28 protein-coding genes and 1 tRNA gene are annotated in these 26144 nt (G+C 55.9%); 13 read left to right on the plus strand and 16 right to left on the minus strand.

What is annotated here, in order from left to right; genetic code table 11:
• The first annotated feature begins 93 nt into the window (after nucleotides 1-93).
• The 6 genes from galU to BXY66_RS17820 all read left to right on the plus strand — a co-directional run bounded on the left by galU (nucleotide 94) and on the right by BXY66_RS17820 (nucleotide 7419).
• The gene (gene galU / locus BXY66_RS17795; protein WP_132861751.1) at nucleotides 94-987 is read left to right on the plus strand and encodes a UTP--glucose-1-phosphate uridylyltransferase GalU; all 894 of its coding nucleotides are present in this window, start codon (nucleotides 94-96) and stop codon (nucleotides 985-987) included.
• 33 nt (nucleotides 988-1020) lie between these two features.
• Nucleotides 1021-2004: a UDP-glucose 4-epimerase GalE gene (gene galE, locus BXY66_RS17800; protein WP_132861752.1), complete on the plus strand. Its 984-nt coding sequence runs from the start codon at nucleotides 1021-1023 to the stop codon at nucleotides 2002-2004.
• 172 nt (nucleotides 2005-2176) lie between these two features.
• Nucleotides 2177-3232 carry a glycosyltransferase family 4 protein gene (locus tag BXY66_RS17805; RefSeq protein ID WP_165929237.1) on the plus strand — a complete coding sequence of 352 codons (1056 nt, stop codon included), beginning with the start codon at nucleotides 2177-2179 and terminating at the stop codon, nucleotides 3230-3232.
• A 51-nt stretch (nucleotides 3233-3283) separates the two neighbouring features.
• Nucleotides 3284-4294 (plus strand): glycosyltransferase family 2 protein, encoded by a 1011-nt coding sequence (locus BXY66_RS17810; protein ID WP_132861754.1) that lies wholly within the window; start codon nucleotides 3284-3286, stop codon nucleotides 4292-4294.
• A complete protein-coding gene (locus tag BXY66_RS17815) occupies nucleotides 4291-5988 on the plus strand; it encodes a DUF5927 domain-containing protein (RefSeq protein ID WP_132861755.1) in 1698 nt (565 codons plus the stop codon). The genes BXY66_RS17810 and BXY66_RS17815 overlap by 4 nt, the downstream gene beginning before the upstream one ends.
• Nucleotides 5989-5994: 6 nt before the next feature.
• Complete coding sequence (locus BXY66_RS17820; protein WP_132861756.1) at nucleotides 5995-7419, plus strand: sulfotransferase family 2 domain-containing protein; 1425 nt, start codon at nucleotides 5995-5997, stop codon at nucleotides 7417-7419.
• 41 nt (nucleotides 7420-7460) lie between these two features.
• Here the strand turns inward: BXY66_RS17820 and BXY66_RS17825 are convergent, their stop codons facing one another.
• The 7 genes from BXY66_RS17825 to BXY66_RS17855 all read right to left on the minus strand — a co-directional run bounded on the left by BXY66_RS17825 (nucleotide 7461) and on the right by BXY66_RS17855 (nucleotide 12231).
• On the minus strand, nucleotides 7461-7925 hold the full coding sequence (locus BXY66_RS17825) for a PTS sugar transporter subunit IIA (protein ID WP_132861757.1): 465 nt from the start codon (nucleotides 7923-7925) through the stop codon (nucleotides 7461-7463).
• Nucleotides 7926-7966: 41 nt separating this feature from the next.
• Complete coding sequence (hpf, locus tag BXY66_RS17830) at nucleotides 7967-8536, minus strand: ribosome hibernation-promoting factor, HPF/YfiA family (RefSeq protein ID WP_132861758.1); 570 nt, start codon at nucleotides 8534-8536, stop codon at nucleotides 7967-7969.
• A 245-nt stretch (nucleotides 8537-8781) separates the two neighbouring features.
• Nucleotides 8782-9540: an LPS export ABC transporter ATP-binding protein gene (gene lptB, locus BXY66_RS17835; RefSeq protein WP_132861759.1), complete on the minus strand. Its 759-nt coding sequence runs from the start codon at nucleotides 9538-9540 to the stop codon at nucleotides 8782-8784.
• Nucleotides 9541-9542: 2 nt separating this feature from the next.
• On the minus strand, nucleotides 9543-10019 hold the full coding sequence (lptA, locus tag BXY66_RS17840; RefSeq protein WP_207911348.1) for a lipopolysaccharide transport periplasmic protein LptA: 477 nt from the start codon (nucleotides 10017-10019) through the stop codon (nucleotides 9543-9545).
• A gap of 2 nt (nucleotides 10020-10021) precedes the next feature.
• Nucleotides 10022-10639, minus strand: coding sequence for an LPS export ABC transporter periplasmic protein LptC (gene lptC / locus BXY66_RS17845; RefSeq protein WP_132861761.1), 618 nt, complete (start codon nucleotides 10637-10639; stop codon nucleotides 10022-10024).
• Between the two features lie 6 nt (nucleotides 10640-10645).
• Nucleotides 10646-11620 carry a KpsF/GutQ family sugar-phosphate isomerase gene (locus BXY66_RS17850; protein WP_132861762.1) on the minus strand — a complete coding sequence of 325 codons (975 nt, stop codon included), beginning with the start codon at nucleotides 11618-11620 and terminating at the stop codon, nucleotides 10646-10648.
• Entirely contained in the window at nucleotides 11620-12231 is a 612-nt protein-coding gene (locus BXY66_RS17855) for a ribonuclease D (RefSeq protein ID WP_132861855.1), read from the minus strand. The genes BXY66_RS17850 and BXY66_RS17855 overlap by 1 nt, the downstream gene beginning before the upstream one ends.
• Before the next feature lie 150 nt (nucleotides 12232-12381).
• Here BXY66_RS17855 and BXY66_RS17860 point away from each other — a divergent pair, with 150 nt between their 5' ends.
• Nucleotides 12382-13128: a BUD32 family EKC/KEOPS complex subunit gene (locus BXY66_RS17860; RefSeq protein ID WP_165929238.1), complete on the plus strand. Its 747-nt coding sequence runs from the start codon at nucleotides 12382-12384 to the stop codon at nucleotides 13126-13128.
• A gap of 38 nt (nucleotides 13129-13166) precedes the next feature.
• Here the strand turns inward: BXY66_RS17860 and BXY66_RS17865 are convergent.
• The 6 genes from BXY66_RS17865 to BXY66_RS17890 form a co-directional block, all read right to left on the minus strand.
• Nucleotides 13167-13242 (minus strand) — tRNA-Thr (locus BXY66_RS17865).
• Nucleotides 13243-13306: 64 nt separating this feature from the next.
• The gene (locus BXY66_RS17870; RefSeq protein WP_132861764.1) at nucleotides 13307-14041 is read right to left on the minus strand and encodes a metallophosphoesterase family protein; all 735 of its coding nucleotides are present in this window, start codon (nucleotides 14039-14041) and stop codon (nucleotides 13307-13309) included.
• Nucleotides 14038-14625 (minus strand): ATP-dependent Clp protease proteolytic subunit, encoded by a 588-nt coding sequence (locus tag BXY66_RS17875; protein WP_132861765.1) that lies wholly within the window; start codon nucleotides 14623-14625, stop codon nucleotides 14038-14040. Before BXY66_RS17875 ends, BXY66_RS17870 begins: the two co-directional genes overlap by 4 nt.
• Nucleotides 14626-14767: 142 nt before the next feature.
• Nucleotides 14768-16363: a phosphoglycerate dehydrogenase gene (gene serA / locus BXY66_RS17880; protein WP_132861766.1), complete on the minus strand. Its 1596-nt coding sequence runs from the start codon at nucleotides 16361-16363 to the stop codon at nucleotides 14768-14770.
• 90 nt (nucleotides 16364-16453) lie between these two features.
• Complete coding sequence (locus BXY66_RS17885; RefSeq protein ID WP_132861767.1) at nucleotides 16454-17602, minus strand: phosphoserine transaminase; 1149 nt, start codon at nucleotides 17600-17602, stop codon at nucleotides 16454-16456.
• Between the two features lie 188 nt (nucleotides 17603-17790).
• The gene (locus tag BXY66_RS17890; RefSeq protein ID WP_132861768.1) at nucleotides 17791-18723 is read right to left on the minus strand and encodes an L-lactate dehydrogenase; all 933 of its coding nucleotides are present in this window, start codon (nucleotides 18721-18723) and stop codon (nucleotides 17791-17793) included.
• 122 nt (nucleotides 18724-18845) lie between these two features.
• Between BXY66_RS17890 and serB the strand changes: the two genes are divergently transcribed.
• The 3 genes from serB (at nucleotide 18846) to BXY66_RS17905 (ending at nucleotide 20870) form a co-directional block, all read left to right on the plus strand.
• Complete coding sequence (gene serB / locus BXY66_RS17895) at nucleotides 18846-19724, plus strand: phosphoserine phosphatase SerB (protein WP_132861769.1); 879 nt, start codon at nucleotides 18846-18848, stop codon at nucleotides 19722-19724.
• Between the two features lie 6 nt (nucleotides 19725-19730).
• A complete protein-coding gene (locus BXY66_RS17900; protein ID WP_132861770.1) occupies nucleotides 19731-20486 on the plus strand; it encodes a TSUP family transporter in 756 nt (251 codons plus the stop codon).
• A 69-nt stretch (nucleotides 20487-20555) separates the two neighbouring features.
• Nucleotides 20556-20870 carry a YciI family protein gene (locus tag BXY66_RS17905; protein ID WP_132861771.1) on the plus strand — a complete coding sequence of 105 codons (315 nt, stop codon included), beginning with the start codon at nucleotides 20556-20558 and terminating at the stop codon, nucleotides 20868-20870.
• Between the two features lie 108 nt (nucleotides 20871-20978).
• Here BXY66_RS17905 and BXY66_RS17910 read toward each other — a convergent pair whose 3' ends face one another.
• Nucleotides 20979-21974: an asparaginase gene (locus BXY66_RS17910; RefSeq protein ID WP_132861772.1), complete on the minus strand. Its 996-nt coding sequence runs from the start codon at nucleotides 21972-21974 to the stop codon at nucleotides 20979-20981.
• A gap of 167 nt (nucleotides 21975-22141) precedes the next feature.
• On the opposite strand from BXY66_RS17910, the gene BXY66_RS17915 reads away from it, so the two are divergent.
• Complete coding sequence (locus tag BXY66_RS17915) at nucleotides 22142-22678, plus strand: invasion associated locus B family protein (protein WP_425057081.1); 537 nt, start codon at nucleotides 22142-22144, stop codon at nucleotides 22676-22678.
• Nucleotides 22679-22795: 117 nt separating this feature from the next.
• Nucleotides 22796-23800, plus strand: coding sequence for a Hint domain-containing protein (locus BXY66_RS17920; RefSeq protein ID WP_132861773.1), 1005 nt, complete (start codon nucleotides 22796-22798; stop codon nucleotides 23798-23800).
• On the opposite strand, the gene BXY66_RS17925 is transcribed toward BXY66_RS17920, so the two are convergent.
• Nucleotides 23789-24484: a helix-turn-helix transcriptional regulator gene (locus BXY66_RS17925; RefSeq protein WP_132861774.1), complete on the minus strand. Its 696-nt coding sequence runs from the start codon at nucleotides 24482-24484 to the stop codon at nucleotides 23789-23791. The two genes, BXY66_RS17920 and BXY66_RS17925, sit on opposite strands and share 12 nt — an antisense overlap.
• Nucleotides 24485-24487: 3 nt before the next feature.
• Complete coding sequence (locus tag BXY66_RS17930; protein WP_132861775.1) at nucleotides 24488-24793, minus strand: antibiotic biosynthesis monooxygenase family protein; 306 nt, start codon at nucleotides 24791-24793, stop codon at nucleotides 24488-24490.
• A gap of 152 nt (nucleotides 24794-24945) precedes the next feature.
• On the opposite strand from BXY66_RS17930, the gene rlmN reads away from it, so the two are divergent.
• Nucleotides 24946-26133 (plus strand): dual-specificity RNA methyltransferase RlmN, encoded by a 1188-nt coding sequence (rlmN, locus tag BXY66_RS17935; RefSeq protein WP_132861776.1) that lies wholly within the window; start codon nucleotides 24946-24948, stop codon nucleotides 26131-26133.
• Nucleotides 26134-26144 lie beyond the last annotated feature (11 nt).

Consider the following 26144-nt stretch of genomic DNA (forward strand, 5'->3'; position numbering starts at 1 on the left):
GTTTTCCCCTGTATAAACTTGTTGTCGAAATACAGAGTGTAACGGTACCCGCGGATCAGAAAGGTCCGGAAGACTGAATAGAGTGAGTGATCTATGCGCAAAAAAGTGACCAAGGCGATTTTCCCTGTGGCAGGGCTTGGCACCCGATTCCTGCCTGCAACGAAATCGGTTCCCAAAGAGATCATGACACTGGTTGATCGACCTTTGATCCAATATGCGATCGATGAAGCGCGTGAAGCGGGAATCAAGGAATTCATCTTCGTTACATCTCGCGGCAAAGGCGCTCTGGAAGATTACTTCGATCATGCGCCGCAGCTGGAACAGCAACTGCGCAAGAAAGGCAAAGACGATTTGTTGGAAACACTCAAGGCGACCAACATGGAAAGCGGTGCCATCGCGTATATCCGTCAACACAAAGCGTTGGGTCTTGGTCACGCTGTAGCCTGTGCGCAGCGCCTGATCGCGAACGAGCCGTTTGCGGTTATCTTGCCTGACGACGTCATTGCCGGCGATCCCGGCTGTTTGAAGCAGATGGTAGATGCCTATAGCGAGACCGGCGGCAGCATGGTCGCCGCTATGGAGGTGCCACCGGAAAAGGCGTCTTCCTACGGTGTGCTAGACGTCAAAGAAGACATGGGCGCGTTGGTCTCGGTTAAAGGGATGGTAGAAAAGCCGGACGCCAACGAAGCACCCTCCAATCTTGCAGTTATCGGTCGTTACATCCTGACTCCGGACGTTTTGCGTAACCTGAATCGGCAGCAAAGCGGCGCTGGCGGAGAAATCCAGCTGACCGATGCGATTGCCAAGGAAATCGAAAACGAACGCAATGTGTTCGGTTTCCGTTTCAAGGGGCAGCGCTATGATTGCGGCTCCAAGGCAGGGTTCCTCCAAGCCACGGTTGCCTTTGCTTTGGCGCGCGATGATCTGCGCGATGAGCTTGAAATTTATCTTGAAGAGATGCTTGCAGCCCGCAAGGCGGCACAATAAGCCTGAAGCCAAAAGCGGCTAGGAGGTTTTGTTGTGAGCAATGTTCTGGTGACCGGTGGAGCCGGCTATATCGGCTCGCATGCCTGTAAGGCGCTGCGCGAAGCAGGGTTTACGCCGATCACATACGATAACCTGTCCACGGGTTGGAATGACGCGGTAAAGTTCGGTCCCTTTGAGCAGGGCGAACTTCATGACCGTGCGCGGCTGGATCAGGTTTTTGCAAAATACGCGCCAGTCGCTGTTATGCATTTTGCTGCGTTGAGCCAGGTTGGTGAGAGCATGTCCAAGCCTGGGCTTTATTGGCACAACAACGTTGGTGGCTCTCTTGTTCTGTTCGAGGCTGCAGTGGCAGCGGGGTGCTTGAACGTCGTTTTCAGTTCGACCTGCGCGACATATGGCGATCATGACAACGTTCTGCTGGACGAAACTGTCGAACAGCACCCGATCAATGCATACGCGAGTTCCAAGCGCGCCATTGAGGACCTTCTGCGCGATTTTGAAGGTGCGCATGAAATGAGCAGTGTCATTTTCCGATATTTCAATGTTGCGGGCGCTGACCCCGATGCAGAGGTAGGCGAGTTTCATCAGCCGGAAACTCACCTCGTCCCGTTGATGCTGGATGCCATCGCGGGCAAACGCGCCGCTTTGACCATTCACGGTACTGACTACGATACTCCGGATGGCACGTGCATCCGAGACTACGTGCATGTCTGCGATCTGGTGGACGCGCATGTGCTTGGATTGCGGTGGCTTTTGGACGGCAAGGCAAGCCGCGTTTTCAATCTCGGGTCTGGGACAGGCTTCTCTGTGCGCGAGGTTGTAGACCAGTCGCGGGCCGTCACGAATATGGCGGTTCCGGTGACTGAAGGACCGCGCCGGGCAGGTGACTGTACAAAGCTGGTTTCCGGGTCGACACGTGCCGAGAAAGAGCTAGGCTGGGCCCCGACACGTTCCAAAATGGACATCATGATTGCCGATGCATGGCGATGGCACCAAATCGGTCATTACGACCGCTGATCCTTCGGCAAGATTATTCGAGCTGACGCGGGTTTGCGCGCTCAAGGGGCGCCCGCCGACAGGCGTGGATCGCGTGTGCCTGGCGTATTTGCGCGGTGTTGTCGATGACTCCCGACCGGCCTTTGGACTGGCGCGGACAAAACTAGGTTATGTCCTTGTAAATAAGGAAGGAATGAGGAAGGTCCTTGCGCGATTGGAGGGCCGCGAGCCGTGGGGCGACAGTGACTGGATTTCGCGTCTAACGCGCGATGCAGACAACTCCCGGCGCGAAACAGAGGCAGACTTACGCCGAATGTGCATTGCGCGATGTTCGCCGTCATTTTTGGGGCGCATGTTGCGCAAGCATCTGCCAGCCGGGACGGTTTATATCAATGTGGACCATGCCAATTTTCCCGAGAGGGTGCTCAAAGCGGTCAAAGGTGTACCGGACGGTAAAGTTGCTATTTTCCTGCATGACACCATTCCGCTGGATTTCGCGGAACTCGAGGTGGTGCGGCCCGAGACCGAATTCAAAAGCATGTTCGAACGCACGCGCATTTACGCTGATGTGATCCTGACAAATTCGGAGGTGTCTAAACAGGACATCACCCGTCACATGACAAAGGCCGGTGCGATGCCTCCGGTAGTGGCGGCTCACCTTGGGATCGAAGGTGATTTGTTCCAAATCGTGGACAATGAACCGAAACTTGTGCCGTCTCCCTACTTTGTTTCTGTAGGAACGATCTCGCCGCGTAAGAATTACAACGTGCTTTTGGATCTTTGGGAGGAGATGGCGAGCGAGCAACCGCCCGAGACTTTGCCGCATCTTGTGATCGCCGGGCGTCGTGGTTGGAAGAGTGAGGATTTGTTTGCGCGATTGGACAGTAGCCCGTTGATGGGCGTCTGCGTGCACGAATTCAATCGGCTTGACGACGCGGCTCTGGGTAACCTCGTTGCGGGGGCGGCAGGGCTACTTTTTCCGAGTTGCGCAGAGGGATTCGGTTTGCCGCCGGTGGAGGCAGCAGCGGCAGGGGTTCCGGTGGTGTGCAACGAATTGCCCGTCATGCGGGAAGTTCTCGGTGAATATCCCATTTACGCAAACGTTACAGACAGTTATTCATGGATTCAGGCAATACGGAAACTGGCTGAGGCTGACCAACTTGCACGGGGTGCTGATGGTCGGCCCAAGACGCGTTTTGAAGCCCCCAGCTGGGAGGCGCATTTCAACACCGTCTTAAGGGTCACGTGATAGCCCATTTGAGCGCGTGTTGGGCGACGGCAAAAAGGAAGTGTAGACGGGTTGGGTGTTTGGCAATCATATCGCCTTCGGGTCAGACGCCGGTATCGGTTGGCGCGCGCGATCCGCAAGCGGCGTGAGCTGCGGTCGATTGTCAATCGCACAGGGCAGATCAAGCGCAACGATTTGCTGCTGTTTTCCACGCAGCGCAACGAGCAAATCCGCCTTCCATTCTTCCTTGAGTACTATCGGGACAAAGGTGTCGATCATTTCCTGATCGTGGACAATGACAGCGACGATGGATCGCTGGAGTATCTGTCCGAGCAACCGGATGTTTCGGTTTGGCATACCCGGAACAGTTACAAGAAATCTCGTTTTGGCGTGGACTGGCTGAACTGGTTGCAGCTTCGCTATGCGCATAACCATTGGTGTCTGGTTGTCGATCCGGATGAATTTTTTATCTATCCGTTCTGCGATACCCGTCCGATCAAGGCGCTGACAGATTGGCTGGATGCTTCTTCGATCAAGTCGTTTTCGGCGATGTTGCTGGATATGTATCCGCGTGGTCCAATCACAGAACAGCCTTATCGCGAAGGACAAGATCCGCTGGATATCGCCTGCTGGTTTGATGCGGGCAACTATACGATGTCCAAGAATTCAGCGTATGGAAACCTGTGGATTCAGGGTGGGCCGCGTTCTCGGGTCTTTTTTCCTGATACGCCCGAACTTGCTCCTGCATTGAACAAGATTCCGCTTGTTAAGTGGAACCGCCGGTATGCCTACGTGAGTTCCACGCACATGCTACTGCCGCGTGGACTTAACCAGGTTTACGATGAATGGGGCGGGGAGAAAGCATCCGGACTTTTGCTACATGCAAAGTTCCTCGACACGTTCACGGCCAAAGCCGAAGAAGAGCTGCTGCGTAATCAGCATTATTCCGCGAGTGTTGAGTACAAGGCCTACGCCGAGCGATTGCGCGATAATCCCGAACTTTGGTGCAAGTGGAGTGAGAAATACATCAACTGGCGCCAACTTGAGATTCTGGGGCTTATGTCCAAAGGAAACTGGGCATGAGCGTCGGGATTTTGATGCTGGTACACACCGCGTTCGGTCGTGCCGAGCAAGTGGCGCGTCACTGGAACAAATACGGGTGTCCGGTGGTGATACACGTGGATGCTTCGGTTAAGCCCAAAGCATATAAAAAGTTCGTCAAATCCCTTGGCGATCTGGCGGATGTGAAATTCTGCAAACGCCACAAGTGCGAGTGGGGTGCGTGGGGTCTTGTAGCGGCGTCGCAATCAGCATCGGAAATGATGTTGGAAGAATTTCCCGAGGTACGACACATCTATCTGACTTCTGGGTCGTGTCTGCCTTTGCGTCCGGTAGAGGAATTAAAGGACTACCTGAAATCGCGTCCTCGCACCGACTTTATCGAAAGCGCAACAACAGCGGATGTGCCGTGGACTGTGGGTGGACTTGATGCGGAGCGGTTCACGCTACATTTCCCGTTTTCGTGGAAGCGTAATCGGTACCTGTTCGATAAGTGGGTCGATATTCAACGTTTCCTGCGCATCAAGCGACGTATCCCGCACGGGATCGTGCCCCATATGGGAAGCCAATGGTGGTGTCTGACCCGACAGACGTTGTCCGCCATCCTTGAAGACCCCGAACGTGATACCTTCGACAAGTATTTCAGCCGAGTCTGGATTCCCGACGAAAGCTATTTCCAGACGCTGGCGCGCCTTTATTCGACCAAGATTGAAAGCCGATCTCTGACGCTGTCCAAGTTCGACTTTCAGGGTAAGCCGCATATTTTCTATGATGACCACCTACAGCTTCTGCGGCGGTCTGATTGTTTCGTCGCGCGAAAAATCTGGCCCAAGGCGGGCAAGCTGTACAACGGTTTTCTTCGAGATCCTGAAGGCGCGATCAAGATGAGCGAGCCGAATCCGGCAAAGATTGACAGAATTTTTGCCAAAGCTGTGGAACGTCGAACAAAAGGTCGGACCGGCCTTTATATGCAGAGCCGCTATCCCAACGAGGGTTGGGAAAACGGCATGACCTTCGGGCGCTATTCTGTGTTTCACGGTTTTGCCGAGTTGTTCGAAGACTTCGAGACGTGGCTTGCGCGCGCAACCGGTACGCAGGTTCACGGACACATTTTTGCACCGGAACGGGCCGAATTTTCCGGTCGGCAGCGGGTGATAAACGGCGCACTGAGCAGTTCACCGAAGCTGCGGGATTACAACTCGATTGCGTTTCTGTCGAACCTGATCTGGAACACACGCGGGGAACGTCAGTGTTTTCAGGTCGGCCCAAGGGATGAAGGCACGCCTATCTGGTTTATTGCCAAAGATCCCAATGCGCAGGTCAGCGTGATTTCCGGTGCCTGGGCCGTTCCGTTGTTCAAGTCAAACCTGAACTTTACAGACATTCGTGCCGAAGCCGCTCGTTTGCAGAAACTGGAGAATGACCAGCTTTATGCATTGCGCTCTCCCTATGCCAAGGCGCGTGTGCGGATATGGACAATGGCCGAATTCATCGAAGCGCCAATGGAGCCGTTGCAGACCATTATTGACGAGATCGGTATGGATCGCGCGAGGCGGCTGTCGGAAGCGCCGCGAATGACGGACCTGAGTGGATTTGGCCAATTCCTGCAAAACCTGAAAAACCAGGGGATGCACCCGTACCTGATGGGTGATTTCCCTGTTGAGCAGCCTGAAACGGGGCAAAAGAAGCCGCCCCGAAAACCCTATCTGGTGCAGTAAAGACCCATGTCCAAGTTCGATTATTTTGTGGTGTTCGCAGAGATGCGCACCGGGTCCAATTTTCTGGAAACCAATATCAATGCGTTTGAGGGATTGAGCTGCCATGGTGAGGCGTTCAATCCACATTTTATTGGTTATCCCAACCGAGATGATGTTCTTGGCGTGACGCTTGAGCAGCGCACCGCTGATCCGATGGTTCTACTACGGGCGATCAAAGACGAAGCTGGCCTGATGTCTGGGTTCCGCTACTTCCACGATCATGATCCGCGCATACTTGAGACAATTCTCAACGACCAGCGTTGTGCCAAGATTGTTCTGACGCGCAACCCTCTGGACAGCTACGTGAGTTGGAAAATTGCACAAGCAACTGGTCAGTGGAAGCTGACTGATGTGCGCCGCCGACGCGACAGTAAAGTGCGGTTTGACGGGGTCGAGTTCAAACGTCACGTGGAAGAATTGCAGGATTTTCAAGTCACGCTGATGAAGGCACTTCAGACGAGTGGCCAGACGGCGTTTTATGTGGCGTACGAAGATCTTCAGGATGTGGCCGTGATGAATGGTCTCGCGCGGTATCTCGGTGTGGAAGAAAGCCTTCCTGCGCTCGACACGTCTTTGAAGCGACAGAACCCGAGCGCGCTGTCGGAAAAAGTCTCAAATTTCGCCGATGTGTCCTTGGCTTTGGCGGAACTTGATCGATTTAATCTGAACCGAACGCCGAATTTTGAGCCGCGTCGTGGCGCGGTGGTTCCAAGTTATCTTGCAGGGGCTGTTGTGCCGTTGCTTTACATGCCTGTGCGGTCCGGACCGGAGGCCGAGGTTGCCTCATGGCTTGCCGGGCTGGATGAGGTGCCAACCTCGGGGCTTTTGACGGATTTCAATCAGAAATCACTTCGGAAATGGAAGCGCGGCAACAAGGGCCACAGAACCTTTACCGTGGTGCGTCATCCCGTGCCGCGAGTTCACGCTGCTTTTTGCGACCGCATTCTGAAAACCGGCGAGGGGAGCTATACCAAGATCCGGAATACGCTGCGCAAGGTCTACAAGCTGCCGATCCCGAAGGACGGGCCCGGGTCGGACTACGATGTTTCGGCTCACCGGGAGGCGTTTCTGGCGTTTCTGGATTTTGTGAAAGCGAATCTCCTTGGTCAGACCAGTATTAGGCAGGATGCGCATTGGGCGACTCAGTCTGGTGCTGTGCAGGGATTCGGGGACATGGCGTTACCGGACATGATCATCCGTGAAGAAGAGATGGCCAGCTATTTGCCAGCGCTCGCCATGCAGGTGGGACGGTCTTCCGTGCCTGATCCTGATGCTGCTGCACCGGACACACCGGTGCCGCTGGATGCGATCTACGATGAGGAAATCGAAGCCCGTGTCCGAGACATCTACCAGCGGGACTATCTGATTTTCGGGTTTGAAGCCTGGCGTTAGCGGCGCGACGAGCGGACCGTTAGGCATCGGTTGGCGTGCGTTTACGCCGCCTGAACCTTGTCGTCTTCAGTCAGGATCGCGAACAGGGTGCTGGCATCCTGGTTGGCGCGCAACTTGGCGCAAATGGCTGCGTCGCGTAGGCTGCGCGATACACGCGCAAGCGCTTTCAAGTGTTCCACTCCTGCGTCCTCGGGCGCAAAGAGCGCGAATGCGATGTCGACCGGCTGTCGGTCTACTGCGTTGAAATCTACGGGCTTTTCCAAAAGGATGAACGCACCGAGGACACTGTCGATGTCCTTGAGACGGGCATGCGGAAGGGCAACCCCCTTGCCAACACCGGTGGGGCCGAGGTTTTCCCGGTCTTGCAAAGCTTCCACGACGCGAGACGCGGACAAGCCATAGGCGGACGCCCCGAGGTCGCCGAATTCCTGAAGCAAACGCTTCCTGCTTGAGGCGGCCGTAACAACTTTGACCGCCTCTGGCTTGAGGATCGTTGAAAGGTCCATCTTGCCTGTAACTCCGGACCGGGGAGATGCCCCCAATCGCTTTATGTCTGAGGATCAACCCAGCCTATATTGCCGTCATCACGGCGATAGACCACGTTCAATCCACCTTTGCTTTCGTTTTTGAAGACCAGCACAGGCGCTCCGGCAAGTTCCATCTGCATCACGGCTTCGCCGACGCTCAGAGAGGGGATCTTAGTCTCCATCTCGGCGACGATTACTGGCTGCAGTGTTTCGGGCTCGGCCTCATGTTCTTCGGTTTCAGGCGCGAGGATATACGAGGATGCGCCCAAAAGTTCAACCGGGTCCTGACGTTCCTTGTGGTGGTCCTTCAGCCTGCGCTTATATCTGCGCAGTTGTTTGTCCATTTTCGCGCCACATTGATCGAATGCGGCATAAATTTCAGTGGCATGTGCTTTGGCCTGAGCAGTCAGCCCCGTGGACAGGTGGACAGTGGCTTCGCAAACGTATTCGTGGGCGCTTTTGGAAAAAACAACATTCGCGTCAGTAGGTCGTCCCGCATATTTGTCGAGGATATCATTCAACTCGGTCTTTACATGGGTCTGCAGGGCCTCGCCGACGTCGATTTGTTTTCCGGTAATTTGATAGCGCATCCTGTCTCCTTTTCGATGACATGTCGGACCACGGGCCAAATTGCCCCGTGAATTGCTTCAGGTCCGAATGCTGGAATGTGACGGTTTGCACCCCTGTGTGCGGGTCGCCCTTTTATCAAGGGTCGCCAGAAACACAGCAAAGGGTGGCTGAACTGTCATGACTACATTTGAGTATTCCGGCCGCTCAGAGTCAATGATGCCGATCAATTTTCGCGAAAATATGCCGCCGGATTGACGGGACCAGCTCAGGAAATTTTAAAGTTATCACCGAGATAGACGCGCCGGACGTTTTCGTTTTCCACGACTTCTGCCGGTGTGCCGTTCATCAGCACCTTGCCGTCATGCAGAATGTAGGCGCGATCAACGATTTCCAAGGTTTCACGTACATTGTGGTCGGTGATCAGAACCCCGATACCGCGCTTTTTGAGATCGGCGACCAGATGGCGGATGTCGTCCACAGAGATGGGGTCAACACCGGCAAAGGGTTCATCCAAAAGGAGATATTTGGGTTCCGCCGCCAGACAGCGGGCGATTTCCACACGGCGACGTTCGCCGCCAGAAAGGGCCAGTGCCGGCGCACGACGCAGATGCTCTATAGAGAACTCCGACAGCAATTCTTCAAGTCGTTCGCGGCGTTTGTGACGATCCTTCTGTGTGATATCGAGAATCGCCGTGATGTTGTCTTCAACCGAGAGACCGCGGAAGATCGACATCTCCTGAGGAAGATAACCGATGCCAAGTTTCGCGCGGCGGTACATAGGCAAAGTGGTCACGTCGAGACCGTCGATGGAGACACGTCCACCCTCGGGCTGCAGCAGGCCTGCAACCGCATAAAAGGTGGTGGTCTTACCGCTGCCATTTGGGCCAAGAAGCGCAACGACTTCGCCGCGGTTCAGAACCATTGAGAAATCACGGATCACAACGCGCTTGCGATAAGCCTTGCGCAGGCTTTCAACTTTCAAGCCGGATTGGCCTTCGGTTACAGCAAGATCAGGTTTCGCCATGCCTACTGGTTCCTGAGAATGGTTTTGACGCGACCGTGCATTTCGGCGGTGTTATTGTTGAGGTGAACTGTCATGCGATCGGATGCGATGGTCGTGGTTTCCTGCACCACGAGAACGTCCCCGTACATTTTCACAGTACCGGCCTCCGGGCTGTAGATCGCCCGGTTTCCTTCCGCCGCATCTGGACCGCGCACAAGCAGCACGTCTCCAACGGCGATCATCTTTTCGATCGCCGACTGATCCTCGAGATAATAGACGTTCACCTTGTCGGCGGTCATGCGCATCTCACCCTGGATGACGACCACGTTGCCGATGAACACGGCGCTACCGTCGTTTTGGTTCACGGACAGGCTGTCAGAGGTGACTTCGACAGGCAGGGAGCTGTCTTGCTCCATCTCGCCAAAACCAACCGTGAGACCTTGAGCGGCCGCCATTGCCGGAAATATTGTGATGGCCAGAAAGAGCAGTGCTCGCAGCATATCTATTGGTCCCCTGTGGTTTTTTGCGGCGTGTATATCAGTCGCACACCATTTGTGAAAAACAAATAGATATCATCATCGTTTCCAGCAGGTCGGACAGCCATTCGTCCGGCGTTCAGACGGCCGAACTGGGTGTAGGCCACCACCTCGCCGCTGCTTTCCGCTCGCACTTCGTCGATGCTCATGGTCATTTCGTGCGTGTCCATTGTGATGCCTGACGAGGTGACGAACTGAACGTTATTGGTGAGAACCACTTCCTTAAATGTGGAGTCCATTTCACCATCATCGGACACGACATTGATTGTCTGTCCGTTGGCAAGGTCAATGCGGGCTTTCAGATCTGTGGCAACGGTGCGGGTCGGGTCCTCAAAATCAGGGTGGGCCGTTGATGCGGTTACGGCCACGAGATGTCCGCTGGACGTTTTGGTGGAGAATGACGCGGCGGTGACCTGCTGATCTCTAAGCCGCTTTTCCAGTTCTACCTCGGCGAAGGGAATAGCCGCTTCGAGATCAACTTCGCGAGGCACAAGAAAAAGAGTCGCCAGAATACCTAGCGCGATCAGGGGCAGGACGACTTTGAGAAAAGCCACCACCTGAGAATATGTGTTGCCGGAGGCCATATTAGGTCAGCCGAGTCCGGCACGCAGGCAATCGTGAATGTGCAGGATACCTTCCGGCGTTCCTTCGCCATTCGGATCAACCACAAACAGACAGGTGATTTTGCGCTCGTTCATAATGGCGACCGCTTCTTCGGCCAGTGCCGATGGTGCAATGGTTTGCGGGTCGCGCGTCATCACATCCGCAGCAGTGCGATCCAGAAGGCCGGCCATATGGCGGCGCAAGTCACCATCGGTGACGATACCGGTTAGGCTACCTGAGGATCCGGTTACACCCACAACGCCAAAACCCTTTTGGCTGATTTCAATCAGCGCGTCAGACATCGGCGTTGTCTCAGAAATGAGCGGTACAGCATCGCCTGCATGCATCAGATCGCGCACGCGGCTGAGTTGTGCGCCGAGCTTGCCGCCTGGGTGGAACTCGCGGAAATTCTCGGGTGTGAATTGGCGATGCTCCATCAAAGCCACCGCCAGCGCATCGCCCAGGGCGAGCGTCATGGTGGTGGAGCTGGTAGGAACCACCCCGGTACCGCAGGCTTCTTCAGCCTTGGGGAGAATAAGACCGATATCGCTTTGTTTTATCAGGGTGCTGTCCGCGCGGCTGGCAACCCCGATCAACGGTATGTTGAAGCGTCGGGTGTAGGCGACCAGATCTGCAAGTTCTGGCGTTTCACCGGAATTCGACAGAACCAGCGCAACATCGCCCTGCGCCATCATCCCAAGATCGCCGTGACTTGCCTCGGCTGGATGCACAAAGTGTGCGGGTGTTCCGGTTGAGGCAAACGTGGCGGCGATCTTACGGGCGATGTGCCCTGATTTGCCCATTCCCGAGACAATTACACGGCCCTTGGCCGAAAGGAGCAGAGCAACGGCTTCACCAATTTCGGCCCCGAGGCTCTCGCCCAACAAACGCAGTGCATCGGTTTCAATCGACAGCACACGGCGCGCCGTGGCGAGAAAGGTATGTTTGTCCTGATCGGTCATCAGTGCGCGAAGATATCTTGTTCCGGCCATCCCGCGATATCGAGTTGCGCGCGCATCGGCAGGAAGTCAAAGCAGGCCTGCGCCATTTGACTGCGGCCCTCGCGATCTAGCCGTTTGTTCAATTCTTCGCGCAGGCGGTGCAAGTAGAGTACGTCGGACGCCGCGTAGTCCATTTGCGCCTCGGTCAGCTCTGAGGCACCCCAGTCGCTCATTTGTTGCTGCTTGGAAATATCGACACCAAGCAGCTCCTGAAGGAGGTTCTTTAGCCCGTGGCGATCCGTGTAGGTGCGGATCAGTTTGGAGGCAATTTTTGTGCAGTAGACAGGCGCAGTGACGGCCCCGAATGTGTGAAACAGTGCTGCAATGTCGAAGCGGCCGAAGTGGAACAGTTTCAGGATGTTGGGGTCTTCGAGCATGCGTTTCAGGTTGGGCGCTTCGGTTTGACCAAGCGATACCTGCACGAGATGGGCGTTTCCGTCTCCACTGGACATCTGGATTACGCAGAGTCGGTCTCGATGCGGGTTGAGTCCCATGGTCTCACAGTCGATGGCCACAATCGGGCCAAGGTCGAGCCCGTCGGGCAGGTCGTTTTGATACAGGAAGTTCGCCATATGCGCCTCGGTGTCTGAGATGCCTAGCACTTACGTTGTCTCGGCCTGTGTTTCAATATTGTTGCAGCGTGGGAAGGACGGAAGACCGGGGCAATTTCATGTGGTGTCGACATGATTGTGACCGCGTGTCAAAGCAACTACATTGCCGCCATGATTGAGCAGACTCCTAGGAACGCCGAAGCAGAATTGAAACTGCTGGCTGAATCGCGTGCGCATGATGACGCGCCAAGAGTCGAGCGTGTGAAAACTGAGTATGGGGTTTTCTGGATAAAACGTCCCGAGAAACTGAATTTGCGTTTTCGGTTGATCAAGGGCGACCCCCGCAAGGCATTTGAACGCGAGCGTCTCGGTCTTCATGACGTGAATGCCGCTGGTGGCCCGGCGCCGCAACTTGCCGCAGAGGGGCCGGATTTCTTTGTTCTGCCGGACTGTGGTCCGGATTTGCGGCATCGGTTGAGGCAAGTGCACGACGCCGAGGTGCGACGAAGCCTTTTGATGGATTGCGCCCGTTCTTTGGGTGAGTTGCATGCAATGGGTCTGTCCCACGGCCGCCCGAGCCCTAAGGACATGTGTCGGGTAAACGGTAAAGAGTTGCTGCTAGATTTCGAGCGCTATGATCGGGCCAACAATAACGTCAGGGGGCATGCCGAAGATTTGGTGATTTGGGCGTTTAATGTGTCCGCTCACTCTCCTGAAGTGCGCGACAACCTGCCGGAAGCGTTGGAAGTGTATAGCGATATTGCACCCGCAGGTGTGCGCGCGGTTGCAGAGGAAAAGTGTCGAAAACTCGTGTGGGCCAACTGGCTTACAAAGCCGCTTCAAATGCGACCGGGGAACAAATCCAAGGAAGCCAAGGCGATCCCGTCTGTTCTGGAACTTTTTGGCGCACGCGTTTGATCCGCATACCGATCAAAGGCCATTGTCTCGGGAAAATATGGTGCCGGTGATAGGACTCGAACCTACGACCCCATCATTACGAATGACGTGCTCTACCAGCTGAGCTACACCGGCGCCGTCGCGGTATATAGGCGCGGCTTTGGCGAAGGGCAAGGGAAATAGAAGGTCGTCAACGGACTCAGTTTTCAGGGGTCAAAGCCACTCTGCCTTCAGGTTTCAGTTGCCAGATTTTACCATTCTCGAACACCGCCGCGCAGAGCGGACGACCGAATGCGGCGCCTCCGTCGAGATCGATGCGATTGCCAAAGTGGGTCGCTTTTTCGAGAGCGGTATGACCGTGAACAACGAGCCATGGATGGCGTGTTGTGTCGTCGATGAAGCCCTGTCGAATCCACACAAGATCGTGTTCCTTTTGCGCTTGCAGTGGCACGCCGGGCTTGATGCCTGCATGGACAAAGAGAAGATCGTCTTGTTCGTGGAAGAGGGTCAGGTCTTTGAGAAAATCCACATGGGTTTGTGGCACTGCCTTTTTTGCTCGTTCATGTACAGAACTCAATCGTTCGTCCATTGAGACAGACACGCCGTAGCTTTCGAGTGTCTGCACACCACCGAGACGGTCGTGAAGCCAGAAGAAATTTACCAGCAGATGCGGATCATGGCGCGGGGTGTCTTCCATAAACCACTCAAACATGCGGTCATGGTTGCCTTTCAGGCAAATCCAGTTGCGCCCGCTGTCCACACCAAGGCGCAGGCGATTGATCACGCCTCGGCTGTCTGGGCCACGGTCTACGTAATCTCCAAGAAAAACGATCTTGGCGTTTGGTCCGCCGTCAGCCTCTATGCGCGCAAGCATGTCGTCGAGCAGGTCTATCTGCCCGTGGATATCGCCAATGGCGTATATGGGGTCGGTCATTTCAGTTCGTCGGCCGTCTCGATGATTTTGCCGACGAGGCCATAGTCGATGGCCTCCGGAGCGGTCAGCCAGAAATCCCTCGCGGTGTCGGCTGCGATTTTTTCGGGCGTCTGTCCTGTGGCTTCAGCAAACAGGTGATCGAAGCGTTGACGCATGATCCGAATTTGCTCTGCCTGAATTTGCATGTCGGTGACCTGCCCGCCGATGCCGCCAGACGGTTGATGCAACAAGAAGCGGGTATTTGGCAGGCAAAACCGGTTCTCTGGTTTGGCGCCAACGAAAATCAGGGCACCAGCGCTTGCGACCCAACCGGAGCCTATTGTGCGCACCGCTGGTTTGATGAAGCGTATCATGTCGTGAACCATATCGCCGCTCTCTACGTGTCCGCCCGGAGACGAAATGAACACGTTGATCGGATCATCGTTTTCTTCGGCCAAGGCCAGAAGGTGTGTTGCTGTACGCTGCGCGAGTTTGTCATCGATCTGGCCTGCGACGATCACGTTGCGACTCTGGAAAAAGAGCTCGCCAATGCGGGCCGGTGCTTGGGGCTCTTCCTGATTTTCTTTCAAATAGGTGGGCGTCATGGACTTAGGCCTTTCGCGCAAGAACTGGGAACTATGAGACTACTGTTTCTTCAAACTTGGAGGAGTGCAACCAATCGACAGACCAAAGAAAACGCCGCCTCGAAGAAGGCGGCGTTTCTGGATTTTCAGATGACGTTTCTGATTAGCTTACATCAAAGGCCAGCGGTTTCACCTGACGGAACATGCCGGTTTGGCAAAGCTTGTCGATTATTGGGGTCGGCACCGGAGCATCCACATAAAGCAGAGCAATGGCTTCGCCGCCCACATCAGCACGACCAAGAGTAAAGTTCGCGATGTTGACGCCGTTTTCGCCCATGGTCTGTCCGAGCGTACCGATGATGCCTGGCACGTCCTCGTTGGTGGTGTAGAGCATGTTTTCACCGATCTCGGCGTCGATGTTGATGCCTTTGATCTGAATGAAGCGCGGCTTGCCATCGGAGAAGACAGTGCCCGCGATGGAGCGTTCGCGCGCTTCAGTCACCACGGTCACTTTGATGTAGCCATCAAAGGTGCCGGATTTGTCCTGATTTGTGGTGGAGATCTGAATGCCACGCTCTTTGGCCACCACGGGGGCGGAAACCATGTTCACGTCCGGGTTGGCCTTTTTCATGATACCGGCCACCACGGCGCAGTTCAGCGCGGCGAGGTTCATGTCAGACACAACACCGTCATAGAGGATGTTTATTGCTTTGATGGGCTCGTCGGTCATCTGGCCGGAGAAGGCACCGAGGTGATCGGCCAGTTTGATCCACGGACCCATAACCTTAGCTTCTTCGGCGGTCACGGATGGCATGTTCAGCGCGTTTTCCACGGCGCCGGTCAACAGATAGTTGGACATCTGCTCAGCCACCTGAAGCGCCACGTTCTCCTGAGCTTCAGTGGTTGCCGCGCCAAGGTGCGGTGTGCAGACCACATTAGGCAGGTTGAAGAGCGCGTTTTCCTTGGCTGGCTCCTCAGAGAACACGTCAAAGGCTGCGCCAGCGACGTGGCCGGATTTCAGCAGCTCGGCGAGCGCTTCCTCGTCCACCAGACCACCGCGGGCACAGTTGATGATGCGCACGCCTTTTTTGGTCTTCAGGAGGTTTTCCTTGGAGAGGATGTTTGCAGTCGCGTCGGTGAACGGAACGTGCAGGGTTATGAAGTCGGCGCGGGCAAGAAGTTCGTCCAACTCAACCTTTTCGACGCCCATTTTGTCGGCTTTTTCCGCAGACAGGAACGGGTCGTATGCGACCACTTTCATCTTCAGACCACGGGCGCGATCACACACGATGCCACCAATGTTGCCGGCACCAATCACGCCAAGGGTCTTGTTGGTGAGTTCCACACCCATAAACTTGGATTTTTCCCATTTGCCGGCGTGGGTGGATTCGCTCGCCTCAGGGATTTGGCGGGCCACGGCGAACATCATCGCAATCGCATGTTCTGCGGTGGTGATCATGTTGCCAAAGGGCGTGTTCATAACGATCACGCCTTTTTTCGACGCGGCTTCTTTGTCCACGTTGTCGGTGCCAATGCCAGCGCGACCGACGACCTTGAGGTTGGTTGCGGCATTCAGGATGGTGGGGGTGACTTTGGTAGCAGACCGGATCGCCAGACCGTCATATTGGCCAATCACTTCGGCCAGTTTCTCTTTGTCCTTGCCAAGATCGGGCATGAAATCGACGTCGATGCCACGGTCACGGAAGATCTGAACGGCGGTTTCGCTGAGTTTGTCAGAAACGAGTACTTTGGGAGCCATGTTGAGCGTCCTTTTGTCGGGGGCCCTCAGGTTTTCGAGCGGCCATAATGGGGAAGGGGGCGCCCGGCGGGCTCGCCGGGCAGTTGTCGCTTAAGCTTGCGCTGTGATCTCGGCCTCGAAGGCCCACGCGAGCCAAGGCAGCATCGCCTCCAGATCGGAGGTCTCAACTGTACCGCCGCACCAGATGCGCAGACCGGCTGGGGCATCGCGGTAAGCACCGATGTCCAGCGCGATGTTTTCGGCTTCAAGACGTTTGGCGACGGCTTTTGCAAAAGCTGCGCCGTCCTGAATGCGGTCATCGGTGAACTTCAGGCACACAGAGGTGTTGGAGCGTGTCGTGTCATCCTCGGCCAGATTGGCGATCCAGTCGTTGGCGTCGCAGAAATCAAACACGGCTTTGGCGTTGGCGTCTGCGCGGGCGATCAGACCCTGAAGGCCACCTTCGGAACGGGCCCAGTCCAGCGCGAAAAGGTAGTCTTCGACGGCCAGCATGGACGGCGTGTTGATGGTCGCGCCGGTGAAGATGCCTTCGATAAGCTTGCCGCCTTTCGTCAGGCGGAAGATTTTTGGCAGTGGCCATGCGGGGGTGTAGCTTTCCAGACGCGCAACGGCGGCTGGGGACAAAACGATCACACCATGCGCCGCTTCACCGCCGAGCACTTTCTGCCAAGAGAAGGTGGTCACATCCAGCTTGTCCCAAGGCAGGTCCATGGCAAACGCAGCGGAGGTGGCATCACAGATGGTCAGACCCTCGCGGTCGTCCGCGATCCAGTCGGCGCTTGGCACGCGCACACCGGATGTGGTGCCGTTCCATGTGAAGACAACGTCATTGTTTTTGGTGTCGACGGTCGCAAGATCAACGATCTGGCCATACTCGGCGGTTTTCACCTCGGCGTCGATTTTCAGTTGTTTCACCACGTCGGTGACCCAGCCAGCGCCAAAACTTTCCCATGCGAGCATTTCAACTTTGCGCGCGCCCAGAAGGGACCAAAGCGCCATTTCAACCGCGCCGGTGTCGGACGCAGGGACGATACCGATGCGGTAGTCTGCGGGGATGCCCAGAACTTCGCGGGTGCCTTCAATCGCGGATTTCAGCTTATCCTTGCCGATAGCGGCACGGTGGCTGCGACCCAGAGCGGCGTCTGCGAGTTTGGAAACATCAAATGTGGGGGGTTTGGCGCAAGGGCCAGAAGAAAAACGCGGGTTGGCCGGCCGCGTCGCCGGTTGCTGAGTAGCCATCAATGCTATCCTTCCAGATAAATGCCTCTCGTTGGGGAGAGGTGTCCCACGGACGGGCATAGAAGGGTTGCCGCGGCTGCACAACAGGGAAAATGCCGCATCTGCGACCGATACTGAGTCAATTGCGACGGGGAACGACCACTATAGGAAACTTGACTGCACGGTCCGAGGGGGCTGGTGACCTGAAACTAGACCTTCACAGCTTCAAGTGTGTCTTTCAGCAACTCTGCCGAAGCTCTCAAACCAAGCCGCTCGTCTGCGCTTATCTCGGGCATGACATCGCCCAGCACTCCGTTCTTGCCAAGAACACGTGGCAGTGAGAGCGGAACGTCTTTTACGCCCTCAACATCCGGCGTCATGATTGAGACGGAATGCACCGACCTTTCATCGCCACCGATTGCGGCCACCAGTCGGGCGAGGCCTGCGCCTATCCCGTAATAGGTCGCACCCTTGCCTTCGATAATTCGATAGGCGGCGCGACGCACGCCATCGTCGATCTTTTCGCGTACGGCATTTGTCACCGGTTTTCCATTTGCCAGCGCCACATCGGCATATAGCGACGCGCCCACGGCTGCGGATGACCACGAGAGCACTTCACTATCGCCGTGTTCGCCTAGTACGTAGGCGTGAACGGAGCGAGGATCGATGTTCAGGTGCTGTCCAAGCAGAACACGAAAGCGGGCCGTATCGAGAATGGTGCCCGAACCGATTACCCGATGCGCAGGCAAGCCTGTGAGGCGCTGGGTGACTCCAGTCATTATGTCCACCGGGTTTGAAGCGATCAGCAAAATAGCCTCGGGTGCGTGTGTCAGAACCTCGCTTGTGACCGCGCGAAACACCTCAGCGTTCCGGGCCAAGAGGTCAAGGCGGGTCTCTCCGGGTTTCTGGCTGACGCCCGCGGCGATGATGACAACTTTGGCGCTGGCCAGGTCACCATATCCGCCTTTGCGAACATGTGTTGCAGAGGCAAATGGCGTAGCGTGGCTGATGTCTTCTGCCTGCGCGGCTGCCATAGCAGGATCGAGGTCGATCAAGATGATCTCGCGGACAGTGCCCAACAGTGCGATTGCGTAAGCGGCCGAGGCTCCGACCTGTCCTGCGCCGACGATTCCGATCTTCATGGGCGCGCTCCTTTGCCAGACAAGCGATGTGTTAGCGATAACGCATTCCGGGTCTGGTGTTAAGCGCTCCGGCATGGTCTATGGCGCATAGCCGCAATGCAGAAAACTCAAAAGGTCCGCAGATGTTTGTAGCAACACTCCTGTCTTCGCCCGCAAGTCCGTCGGTTGATCCTGCTTTGGTGGAGAACTTGCGCAACGCATGGGGCGGTGGAGACGCACTTTGGCTTGCTCCCGACGAAGCGGCGGAGTTTTCCCTGAGCGTGTTGCCGGACAATCAGTGGGAGGTCTGGGCCGACTTGCAGAACATGGGTGTTGATCTGGTGATCCAGCCTGCCGAGGGGCGCCGCAAAAAGATGCTTCTGGCCGATATGGACAGCACCATGATCCAGCAGGAATGCATTGATGAGCTTGCGGATGAGGCTGGTGTTGGCGCGCGCGTCAAGGACATTACCGCCCGTGCGATGAACGGTGAACTGGATTTCGAAGGCGCGTTGACCGAGAGAGTCAGTCTTCTCAAGGGCTTGAGCGAAACGGTCATTGTCAAAGTCCTTGCGGAGCGCATCACTCTGATGCCTGGCGGTAAGCAACTTCTGGCGACGATGAAGTCGAACGGCGCTTATGCAGCATTGGTGTCGGGTGGGTTTACCGCATTCACCGCCAAAGTGGCCGGTGAACTGGACTTTGACGAAAACCGTGCAAACAGGTTGCTGGTGGATAATGGCGTCCTCACCGGCGATGTCGGTCGTCCGATACTGGGACGCGAAGCCAAGGTGCAGGCGCTGGAAGAGATAACAGCGCGGCTAGGTCTGACGCATGAAGATGTGATGGCTGTCGGAGATGGGGCCAATGATCTTGGCATGTTGGGGCTGGCTGGTGCGGGTGTTGCCTTGCACGCAAAACCCTCCGTAGCAGCGGAATGCGATATCCGCATCAACCACGGAGATTTGACCGCGCTGCTGTATATTCAGGGGTACGCCAAGACCGAATTCCTCGGAGACTAATGCACTATGGAATTCGGTGTCGAGGCGCTGCTGATACTGTTGGCAGCGGGTTTTTTCGCGGGATTTGTGGACTCGATTGCGGGTGGGGGAGGATTGATCACCCTGCCGGCTTTGATGATCGCGGGAGTGCCACCCATTCAGGCGCTTGCGACCAACAAAATTCAGGGCATGTTCGGGTCAGGCACGGCCGCCTATTCCTATGCCAAGAGCGGGCTGGTGAATCTGCGGGAGCAGCTGCTGCCAGCAACTCTTGCGGGGTGTGCCTCGCTGGCGGGCGCATTGCTCGTTTCAGTGTTGCCGACCGAGTGGATCCGCCTGATTTTGCCGGTTCTGCTGATCGGAATTGCGGTGTTTTTTGCTTTCCGCAAGGACCCCGGAGACCTGGACCGCACCGCGCGTCTGACACCCGCGGCCTTTACGTGGACAGCAGTGCCGTTGATCGGCGCGTATGACGGGCTGTTGGGGCCGGGGGCAGGCAGCTTCTATATGATCGCCTTTGTTGCGCTGGGCGGGTACGGCATTTTGAAAGCGACAGCGCACACAAAGTTGCTGAATTTCGCGTCCAACGTTGGTGGGCTTGTCGGTTTCATTCTGATGGCTGAGCCGCTCTGGGCTGTTGGTCTCGCGATGGGCGTGACGCAGATTGCAGGAGCCCGCATCGGCGCCAAAATGGCGATGGCCAAGGGTGCGAGGCTGATCCGTCCGCTGTTGGTCGTGACATCAATGGTGCTGGCCCTGAAACTGCTGTGGGACGTGCTCTAGCTGCGATTTTGCCGATTTCGGGAATCATGGGACACTCGCAAAACCAGTTTGTGTTTTCAGGAGGGTCCAATGCCAAAGTTTATGTTCATTTATCACGGAGGTGGTCGCCCCGAGACGCCGGAAGAAGGCGAAAAGGTCATGGCCGCATGGATGAAATGGATGGAGGGGATAGGTTCTGACATGGTGGACCCCGGGAATCCCGCCGGCCTGTCCAGAACCGTCAGCGTTGACGGGGTTTCCGAGAACGGTGGGTCTAACCCTGTATCAGGCTACACACTCGTAAATGCGCCGGATATGGACGCCGCTTGCGCCATTGCCAAAGGCTGTCCGATCCTAGAAGGCGGGAAAGGCACCGTTGAGGTCGCCGAAGCAATGGACATGTAACCCAGGCTTCTTTCTGGTCAGAAATACCCAAAGGCTCAGCGAAGCTGAGCCATGTCCATCCCGGAGGTTATACCCGAAAGGGGAGCCGTCATTGGGTGGGCTGCCGAATTACAGAAGCGCACTGCCGGCTTTCATCACGCCGGTTTGCAACCCGTCCCAGTTCCGTATCGGAGCGTCGAGATACTTCTTTGCCTCCGGATGGGTCGGATTCAACGCGCCGAGTTTCACGAGGATTGCGGCAATTGCGTTTTCGGAAGCGCGGGTGGCGCCATCAACGATCTTTAGCGCCACGCCAAGCTTTTGTTCAGGCAGCATGGCTACGAAATAAGCCTCGGCGCCGGTTTTGATAGCCACAGTGTGACCCATCGCCCGCATCAGATTGGTACAGGCGCGACCTTCTCCGGCCACATACTCGGGATGCTTTGCCATTGCGATGCGGAGTCGGGCCGCGGCGGTTTCGCGTGTCCCATTGCCTTCCCTCGCTGCTGCAAAAAATGCCATCGCTCGAGCCATGCCTTGCAGCGTGGAAGCGTGGTTTGGCGCGGAACATCCGTCGACCCCGTAACCGGCGCTGGGCTCTTGCGTCAGGTCCTCATGCGCAGCCTGCACCGCTTTTTGAACAGGGTGGTCGATTTCGCAATACTCTGCGTGTCCACCCAAGTGTTTGTTCAGAGTTAGGAAGCCCGAGTGTTTGCCTGAGCAATTGTTGTGAACCCGACAGACCGGATCATTGCAGCGGATCAGTTCGTTGCGGATTGCGATGTCACGCGGTTCCTGCGGGCCACAGCGCAGATCGTCTTCGACAAAACCCTGCGCAGATAGCCACTCACGCACCATGTTGTTGTGAATGGCCGATGCGTTGTGGCTTGCGCAGGCAAGCGCAAGATGCATTTCACTCAGTCCGGCAGCATCGGCAGCACCACTTTCCACCAACGGCATTGCCTGAATCATCTTTGACGAAGACCGCGGCAGCACAACGGCATCAGGATCGCCCCACGCGTGAACAATCTCTCCCTCTGCATTGCAGACCACGGCATGGCCGTGATGCATGCTTTCCAGAATATCTCCGCGCCAGATTTCCGTCATCAGAACCGGATCAGTCATCACATCTCTCACATTTGCAGGCAATTTTGTGCCAACAGGCCTTTCGCCTTTGGACGAATTTGGGTTAGACTCATCCTATCGAGACAAAAATGTCCAGCCACAAGAAACGGCATCAAGCCGGGGCGGACAGGTAATTGAGGTAAGTCACAGCTTGGAGGCTGTTGAGAATGGGATCACGTTTTGTGAAAGCCATGGTTGCGGCGGCGAGTCTGTCGTTGGCGTCGTTTGGTGCGCAGGCGCAGGAAAGCAGCGAAAATCAAGTCGCTGCAATGACCGCGTGGAGCGTTTTTGAAGAGAAGCAAGGTGACGAAAAGGAATGCTGGGCAGTGAGCACGGCATCTGAAAGCGTCAACACGCGCAATGGCCAGGTCGTTGCCGTGAAGCGTTCCGACATTCTGTTGATGGTGGCTTATGTGCCCCAGAAAAGTGTGTCCGGTCAGGTTGCTTTCACGGGAGGTTACCCGTTCGCCTCAGGGTCCAATGTTGGCGTCGAGATTGACGGCAACTCGTTTGTTCTGATCACTGACGGTGAATGGGGCTGGCCGGCGTCACCCGGCGATGATGCTGCTATTGTTGCTGCCATGAAGCGCGGCAAGACCGCAGTGCTGACAGCCCAGTCGTCGCGCGGCACCAAGACCAAGGACACGTTCTCTCTTCTGGGGTTCACTGCCGCAGTAGAAGAAGCGGGCAAGCGCTGCCAATAAATTGAACGGCGTGATCCGCGCCGTCTGATCCCTGCCAGGATTGATCGAAGCCACATCGCCACATGGGGGACGACCGCCGGACCAACCGGCGGCATCCAACAGGTGCGAGGTGCAGGCATGCCTGATCCGAAGTTTACTGAGATCAAATATCGTGGCCCCGGGTCTCAGGACTTTATTGAGGTTGCCGTTGACGCGGGCATGGATGTCTCAGGCATCCAGATCATTGTTTACAATCCGAGCGGCACGGTGCGGTCAAGCAACGGTATCGGTACGTTTGATGGCACGATGTTCGGACAGGATGTCTACTCGCTGGATGCGCCGGTTCACAAGAATGGCGCGGTTGCTCTCGTGGTCGATGGAGTCGTTGTGGACTTCGTGTCGTTCGACAATGTGGTCACCGCGAGCGAAGGTCCGGCGGCTGGGCAAGTTTCGAGTCAGATCGGTTCCACGGGCAACAACCAAGGTCAATCGGTACAGTTGGACAACGACGGAAACTGGACGGCAGGCGCTCTGAATGAAGGCACGATCCCATGTTTTCTGGTAGGAACAAGAATTGCGACACGTCGCGGCGAGGTGGCCGTCGAAAACCTGCGACCTGGCGATCATGTTATGGTTCGCGACGGTGGATTTGCACCGGTGCGTTGGATCGGCAGTTATACCACTGAAGCGCGCGGAGCTTCATTCGAGAAAGCCGCGCCCATCAAGATCCCGCGTGGCGCAATGGGAAAGGGGCAGCCAAGTCGCGATCTTTATGTTTCGCCAAACCACCGTATTTGGATGCGGGATGCCAGTTTCGAAATGCTGTTTGAGGCGCGGGAGGTTCTGATACCAGCAAAGCAACTGATCGGGTGGAACGGGATTTCCCAAGTAAGCTATGTGCCACAGCCTGAGTACTTTCACTTCCTTTTTGACCAACATCAGATTGTGTTGTCGGACGGGTTGTTGACCGAAAGCTTTCATCCCGGCGAAGTCACGCTGGATCAGTTCCAGAACGAGGCCCGGGATGAATTGCTGCGGATGTTCCCGAATCTGATGGATGTGGCTGTGTCCGGCAAAACGGCCCGAAAATGTCTGAAGTCTTTTGAAGCCCAACTGGCACTGAATGCAAAATCAGTTGCCTGAAGGATTTTCAGCGTAGAAGCGTTGCAGATAGGTTGGGAGGTCCTTGCCGGCTTCATCGACAAAAGTGTGCCCGGTCTCCTGACAGTCTTCGATACGGTCGATGCGGAACACTCGGAAGTCTTCACGGGTTTCGCACCATCCCGTCATGGTCCATGCACGGCCCCAGTACTCCATTTGCAAAGGCCGAACGCGGCGGCTTGATCGCAGATTGGCGAGGGAAAGATAGTCGATTGCGAGGACCAGATGTTGTCGGATCGCTTTTCTGATCAGCGGCATTAGTTCAAAGCTGGCTTCGACATCGGGCGCCGCGAATATTTCTTTTCCGAAACCGTCAAGTGCGCCAAACATCGGATTGGGCATGGCTTGGTCTACTTTGGTCAGAACGCGATTGGCCGCATCCTGTAGTTCGGAGTCGGCTGTTTGGCGAACCAGTGCGGCGCCCAGATGCAAAGCTTCGAGCTCCACCTGTGTCAATGCCATCGGTGGCATGAAAACAGGGGCGCGCAAGATATATCCGACCCCGCGCTCACCCTCTACCGGGATGCCGGACGCGACCAGTGTGTCCATGTCGCGATAGATAGTGCGGACCGACACTTCCAAGTGCTCTGCCAGTTCGGACGCACGGTGCAACCGCCCGTCGCGCAGGAGCTGGATGAGGTCAAAGAGGCGATCGGTCCGGCGCATGGATCAGTTTTCGCGACCTGTTACAGTGAAATGTTGAATTTCGATGGTAGCGTCATCCAAGACTGCCACAAGGTCCGCGAGTTCGGGATGCTTGTCGACTTTGAATTCTTCCATCACTGCAAGCGCGGCCTCCATGGTTTCCCATTCCACGATATCAGCAAAAACGCCTTCTTCGGTTTGGGCCAGCTTGCGTGACACAAATCCGGGCTGCGATGAAGCAAAGGGTTGCGACTTTTTCCACGCGGATAGGGCGGCTTCAGCTGTGACACCTTCTTTGACCCGATAACGCACGATTTCCAGAACGGACATGATTTCTCTCCTTGGTTGGTTTCTAATGTCCGATCAATGGCACAGCCCAACTGACAGGGTCTGTCAGCTGACGTCGTCTCGGCGTGTATTATTTGCAAATTGCCCTATATGGTGTATCTGCACCGCTTGAATTCCCAGATGAGTCCGAAACCATGACCACCAGCGCGCCAATCACGCAGGACGTAATGACCATTCCTCGCAAAATGCCTGAGGGCGGCAAGATCAATCTTGTCGGCCTCACAAGGGATCAGTTGCGCGAAGTGTTGATCTCAAATGGTACCAAGGAAAAGCAAGCCAAGATGCGGGTCGGGCAGATCTGGCAGTGGATTTATCAATGGGGTGTACGCGACTTTCACGAGATGACGAACCTGTCCAAGGCATATCGCGCCGAGCTGGATGAAAGGTTTGAAATTGCCATTCCAGAGGTGATCACAAAACAAGTTTCCGAGGATGGCACCCGCAAGTATCTGGTTCGAATTGCTGGTGGCCACGAAGTTGAAGTGGTCTACATTCCGGAAGACGACCGCGGTACGCTGTGTATTTCGTCGCAGGTTGGCTGCACGCTCACTTGTTCCTTCTGTCACACGGGCACCCAGAAACTGGTGCGTAACCTAACAGCGGCGGAAATTATCGGTCAGGTAATGATGGCTCGCGACGATCTGAACGAATGGCCGGTTCCAGGTGCGCCCAAAGACGAGACGCGCCTGTTGTCCAACATCGTTCTGATGGGCATGGGCGAACCTTTGTACAATTTTGACAACGTGCGGGACGCGATGAAAATTGCAATGGACCCTGAAGGGATATCCCTGTCGCGTCGTCGTATTACGCTTTCGACGTCCGGAGTTGTGCCGGAGATCGCTCGGACTGCGGAAGAAATTGGCTGTCTTCTGGCGATTTCTTTTCATGCGACCACCAACGAGACCCGCGACGTTCTTGTGCCAATCAACAAGCGCTGGGATATCGACGAGCTTTTGCAGGCGCTGGCGGATTATCCGAAGGTGTCCAACTCCGAGCGGATCACATTTGAATATGTCATGTTGGACGGGGTGAACGACACCGATGAAGATGCGCACCGTTTGATTGATCACATAAAACGCTACAATATCCCGGCCAAGATCAACCTGATCCCCTTCAACGAGTGGCCAGGAGCGCCATACAAGCGCAGCTCGAACAACCGCATCCGTGCGTTTGCCAACATTATTTATCAAGCAGGCTATGCCTCTCCGATCCGCAAGACGCGTGGTGAGGACATCATGGCGGCCTGTGGCCAGTTGAAATCCGCAACCGAGCGCGCGCGCAAGTCCCGCAAGCAGATCGAAGCGGAAGCGGGAATGTCCTAAAAACTGGAAAC

The sequence above is a fragment of the Shimia isoporae genome, assembly GCF_004346865.1.
GTDB classification, from domain to species: domain Bacteria; phylum Pseudomonadota; class Alphaproteobacteria; order Rhodobacterales; family Rhodobacteraceae; genus Shimia; species Shimia isoporae.

What these genes read in the sequence shown, in the direction of transcription:
- galU (WP_132861751.1), top strand. Translation starts at nt 94, where the DNA reads ATGCGCAAAAAAGTGACCAAGGCGATTTTCCCTGTGGCAGGGCTTGGC.
- BXY66_RS17805 (WP_165929237.1), top strand. Translation starts at nt 2,177, where the DNA reads ATGAGGAAGGTCCTTGCGCGATTGGAGGGCCGCGAGCCGTGGGGCGAC.
- BXY66_RS17815 (WP_132861755.1), top strand. Translation starts at nt 4,291, where the DNA reads ATGAGCGTCGGGATTTTGATGCTGGTACACACCGCGTTCGGTCGTGCC.
- BXY66_RS17820 (WP_132861756.1), top strand. Translation starts at nt 5,995, where the DNA reads ATGTCCAAGTTCGATTATTTTGTGGTGTTCGCAGAGATGCGCACCGGG.
- BXY66_RS17825 (WP_132861757.1), bottom strand. Translation starts at nt 7,925, where the DNA reads ATGGACCTTTCAACGATCCTCAAGCCAGAGGCGGTCAAAGTTGTTACG.
- hpf (WP_132861758.1), bottom strand. Translation starts at nt 8,536, where the DNA reads ATGCGCTATCAAATTACCGGAAAACAAATCGACGTCGGCGAGGCCCTG.
- lptB (WP_132861759.1), bottom strand. Translation starts at nt 9,540, where the DNA reads ATGGCGAAACCTGATCTTGCTGTAACCGAAGGCCAATCCGGCTTGAAA.
- lptA (WP_207911348.1), bottom strand. Translation starts at nt 10,019, where the DNA reads ATGCTGCGAGCACTGCTCTTTCTGGCCATCACAATATTTCCGGCAATG.
- lptC (WP_132861761.1), bottom strand. Translation starts at nt 10,639, where the DNA reads ATGGCCTCCGGCAACACATATTCTCAGGTGGTGGCTTTTCTCAAAGTC.
- BXY66_RS17850 (WP_132861762.1), bottom strand. Translation starts at nt 11,620, where the DNA reads ATGACCGATCAGGACAAACATACCTTTCTCGCCACGGCGCGCCGTGTG.
- BXY66_RS17855 (WP_132861855.1), bottom strand. Translation starts at nt 12,231, where the DNA reads ATGGCGAACTTCCTGTATCAAAACGACCTGCCCGACGGGCTCGACCTT.
- BXY66_RS17860 (WP_165929238.1), top strand. Translation starts at nt 12,382, where the DNA reads ATGATTGAGCAGACTCCTAGGAACGCCGAAGCAGAATTGAAACTGCTG.
- BXY66_RS17870 (WP_132861764.1), bottom strand. Translation starts at nt 14,041, where the DNA reads ATGACCGACCCCATATACGCCATTGGCGATATCCACGGGCAGATAGAC.
- BXY66_RS17875 (WP_132861765.1), bottom strand. Translation starts at nt 14,625, where the DNA reads ATGACGCCCACCTATTTGAAAGAAAATCAGGAAGAGCCCCAAGCACCG.
- serA (WP_132861766.1), bottom strand. Translation starts at nt 16,363, where the DNA reads ATGGCTCCCAAAGTACTCGTTTCTGACAAACTCAGCGAAACCGCCGTT.
- BXY66_RS17885 (WP_132861767.1), bottom strand. Translation starts at nt 17,602, where the DNA reads ATGGCTACTCAGCAACCGGCGACGCGGCCGGCCAACCCGCGTTTTTCT.
- BXY66_RS17890 (WP_132861768.1), bottom strand. Translation starts at nt 18,723, where the DNA reads ATGAAGATCGGAATCGTCGGCGCAGGACAGGTCGGAGCCTCGGCCGCT.
- serB (WP_132861769.1), top strand. Translation starts at nt 18,846, where the DNA reads ATGTTTGTAGCAACACTCCTGTCTTCGCCCGCAAGTCCGTCGGTTGAT.
- BXY66_RS17900 (WP_132861770.1), top strand. Translation starts at nt 19,731, where the DNA reads ATGGAATTCGGTGTCGAGGCGCTGCTGATACTGTTGGCAGCGGGTTTT.
- BXY66_RS17905 (WP_132861771.1), top strand. Translation starts at nt 20,556, where the DNA reads ATGCCAAAGTTTATGTTCATTTATCACGGAGGTGGTCGCCCCGAGACG.
- BXY66_RS17910 (WP_132861772.1), bottom strand. Translation starts at nt 21,974, where the DNA reads ATGACTGATCCGGTTCTGATGACGGAAATCTGGCGCGGAGATATTCTG.
- BXY66_RS17915 (WP_425057081.1), top strand. Translation starts at nt 22,142, where the DNA reads ATGGGATCACGTTTTGTGAAAGCCATGGTTGCGGCGGCGAGTCTGTCG.
- BXY66_RS17920 (WP_132861773.1), top strand. Translation starts at nt 22,796, where the DNA reads ATGCCTGATCCGAAGTTTACTGAGATCAAATATCGTGGCCCCGGGTCT.
- BXY66_RS17925 (WP_132861774.1), bottom strand. Translation starts at nt 24,484, where the DNA reads ATGCGCCGGACCGATCGCCTCTTTGACCTCATCCAGCTCCTGCGCGAC.
- BXY66_RS17930 (WP_132861775.1), bottom strand. Translation starts at nt 24,793, where the DNA reads ATGTCCGTTCTGGAAATCGTGCGTTATCGGGTCAAAGAAGGTGTCACA.
- rlmN (WP_132861776.1), top strand. Translation starts at nt 24,946, where the DNA reads ATGACCACCAGCGCGCCAATCACGCAGGACGTAATGACCATTCCTCGC.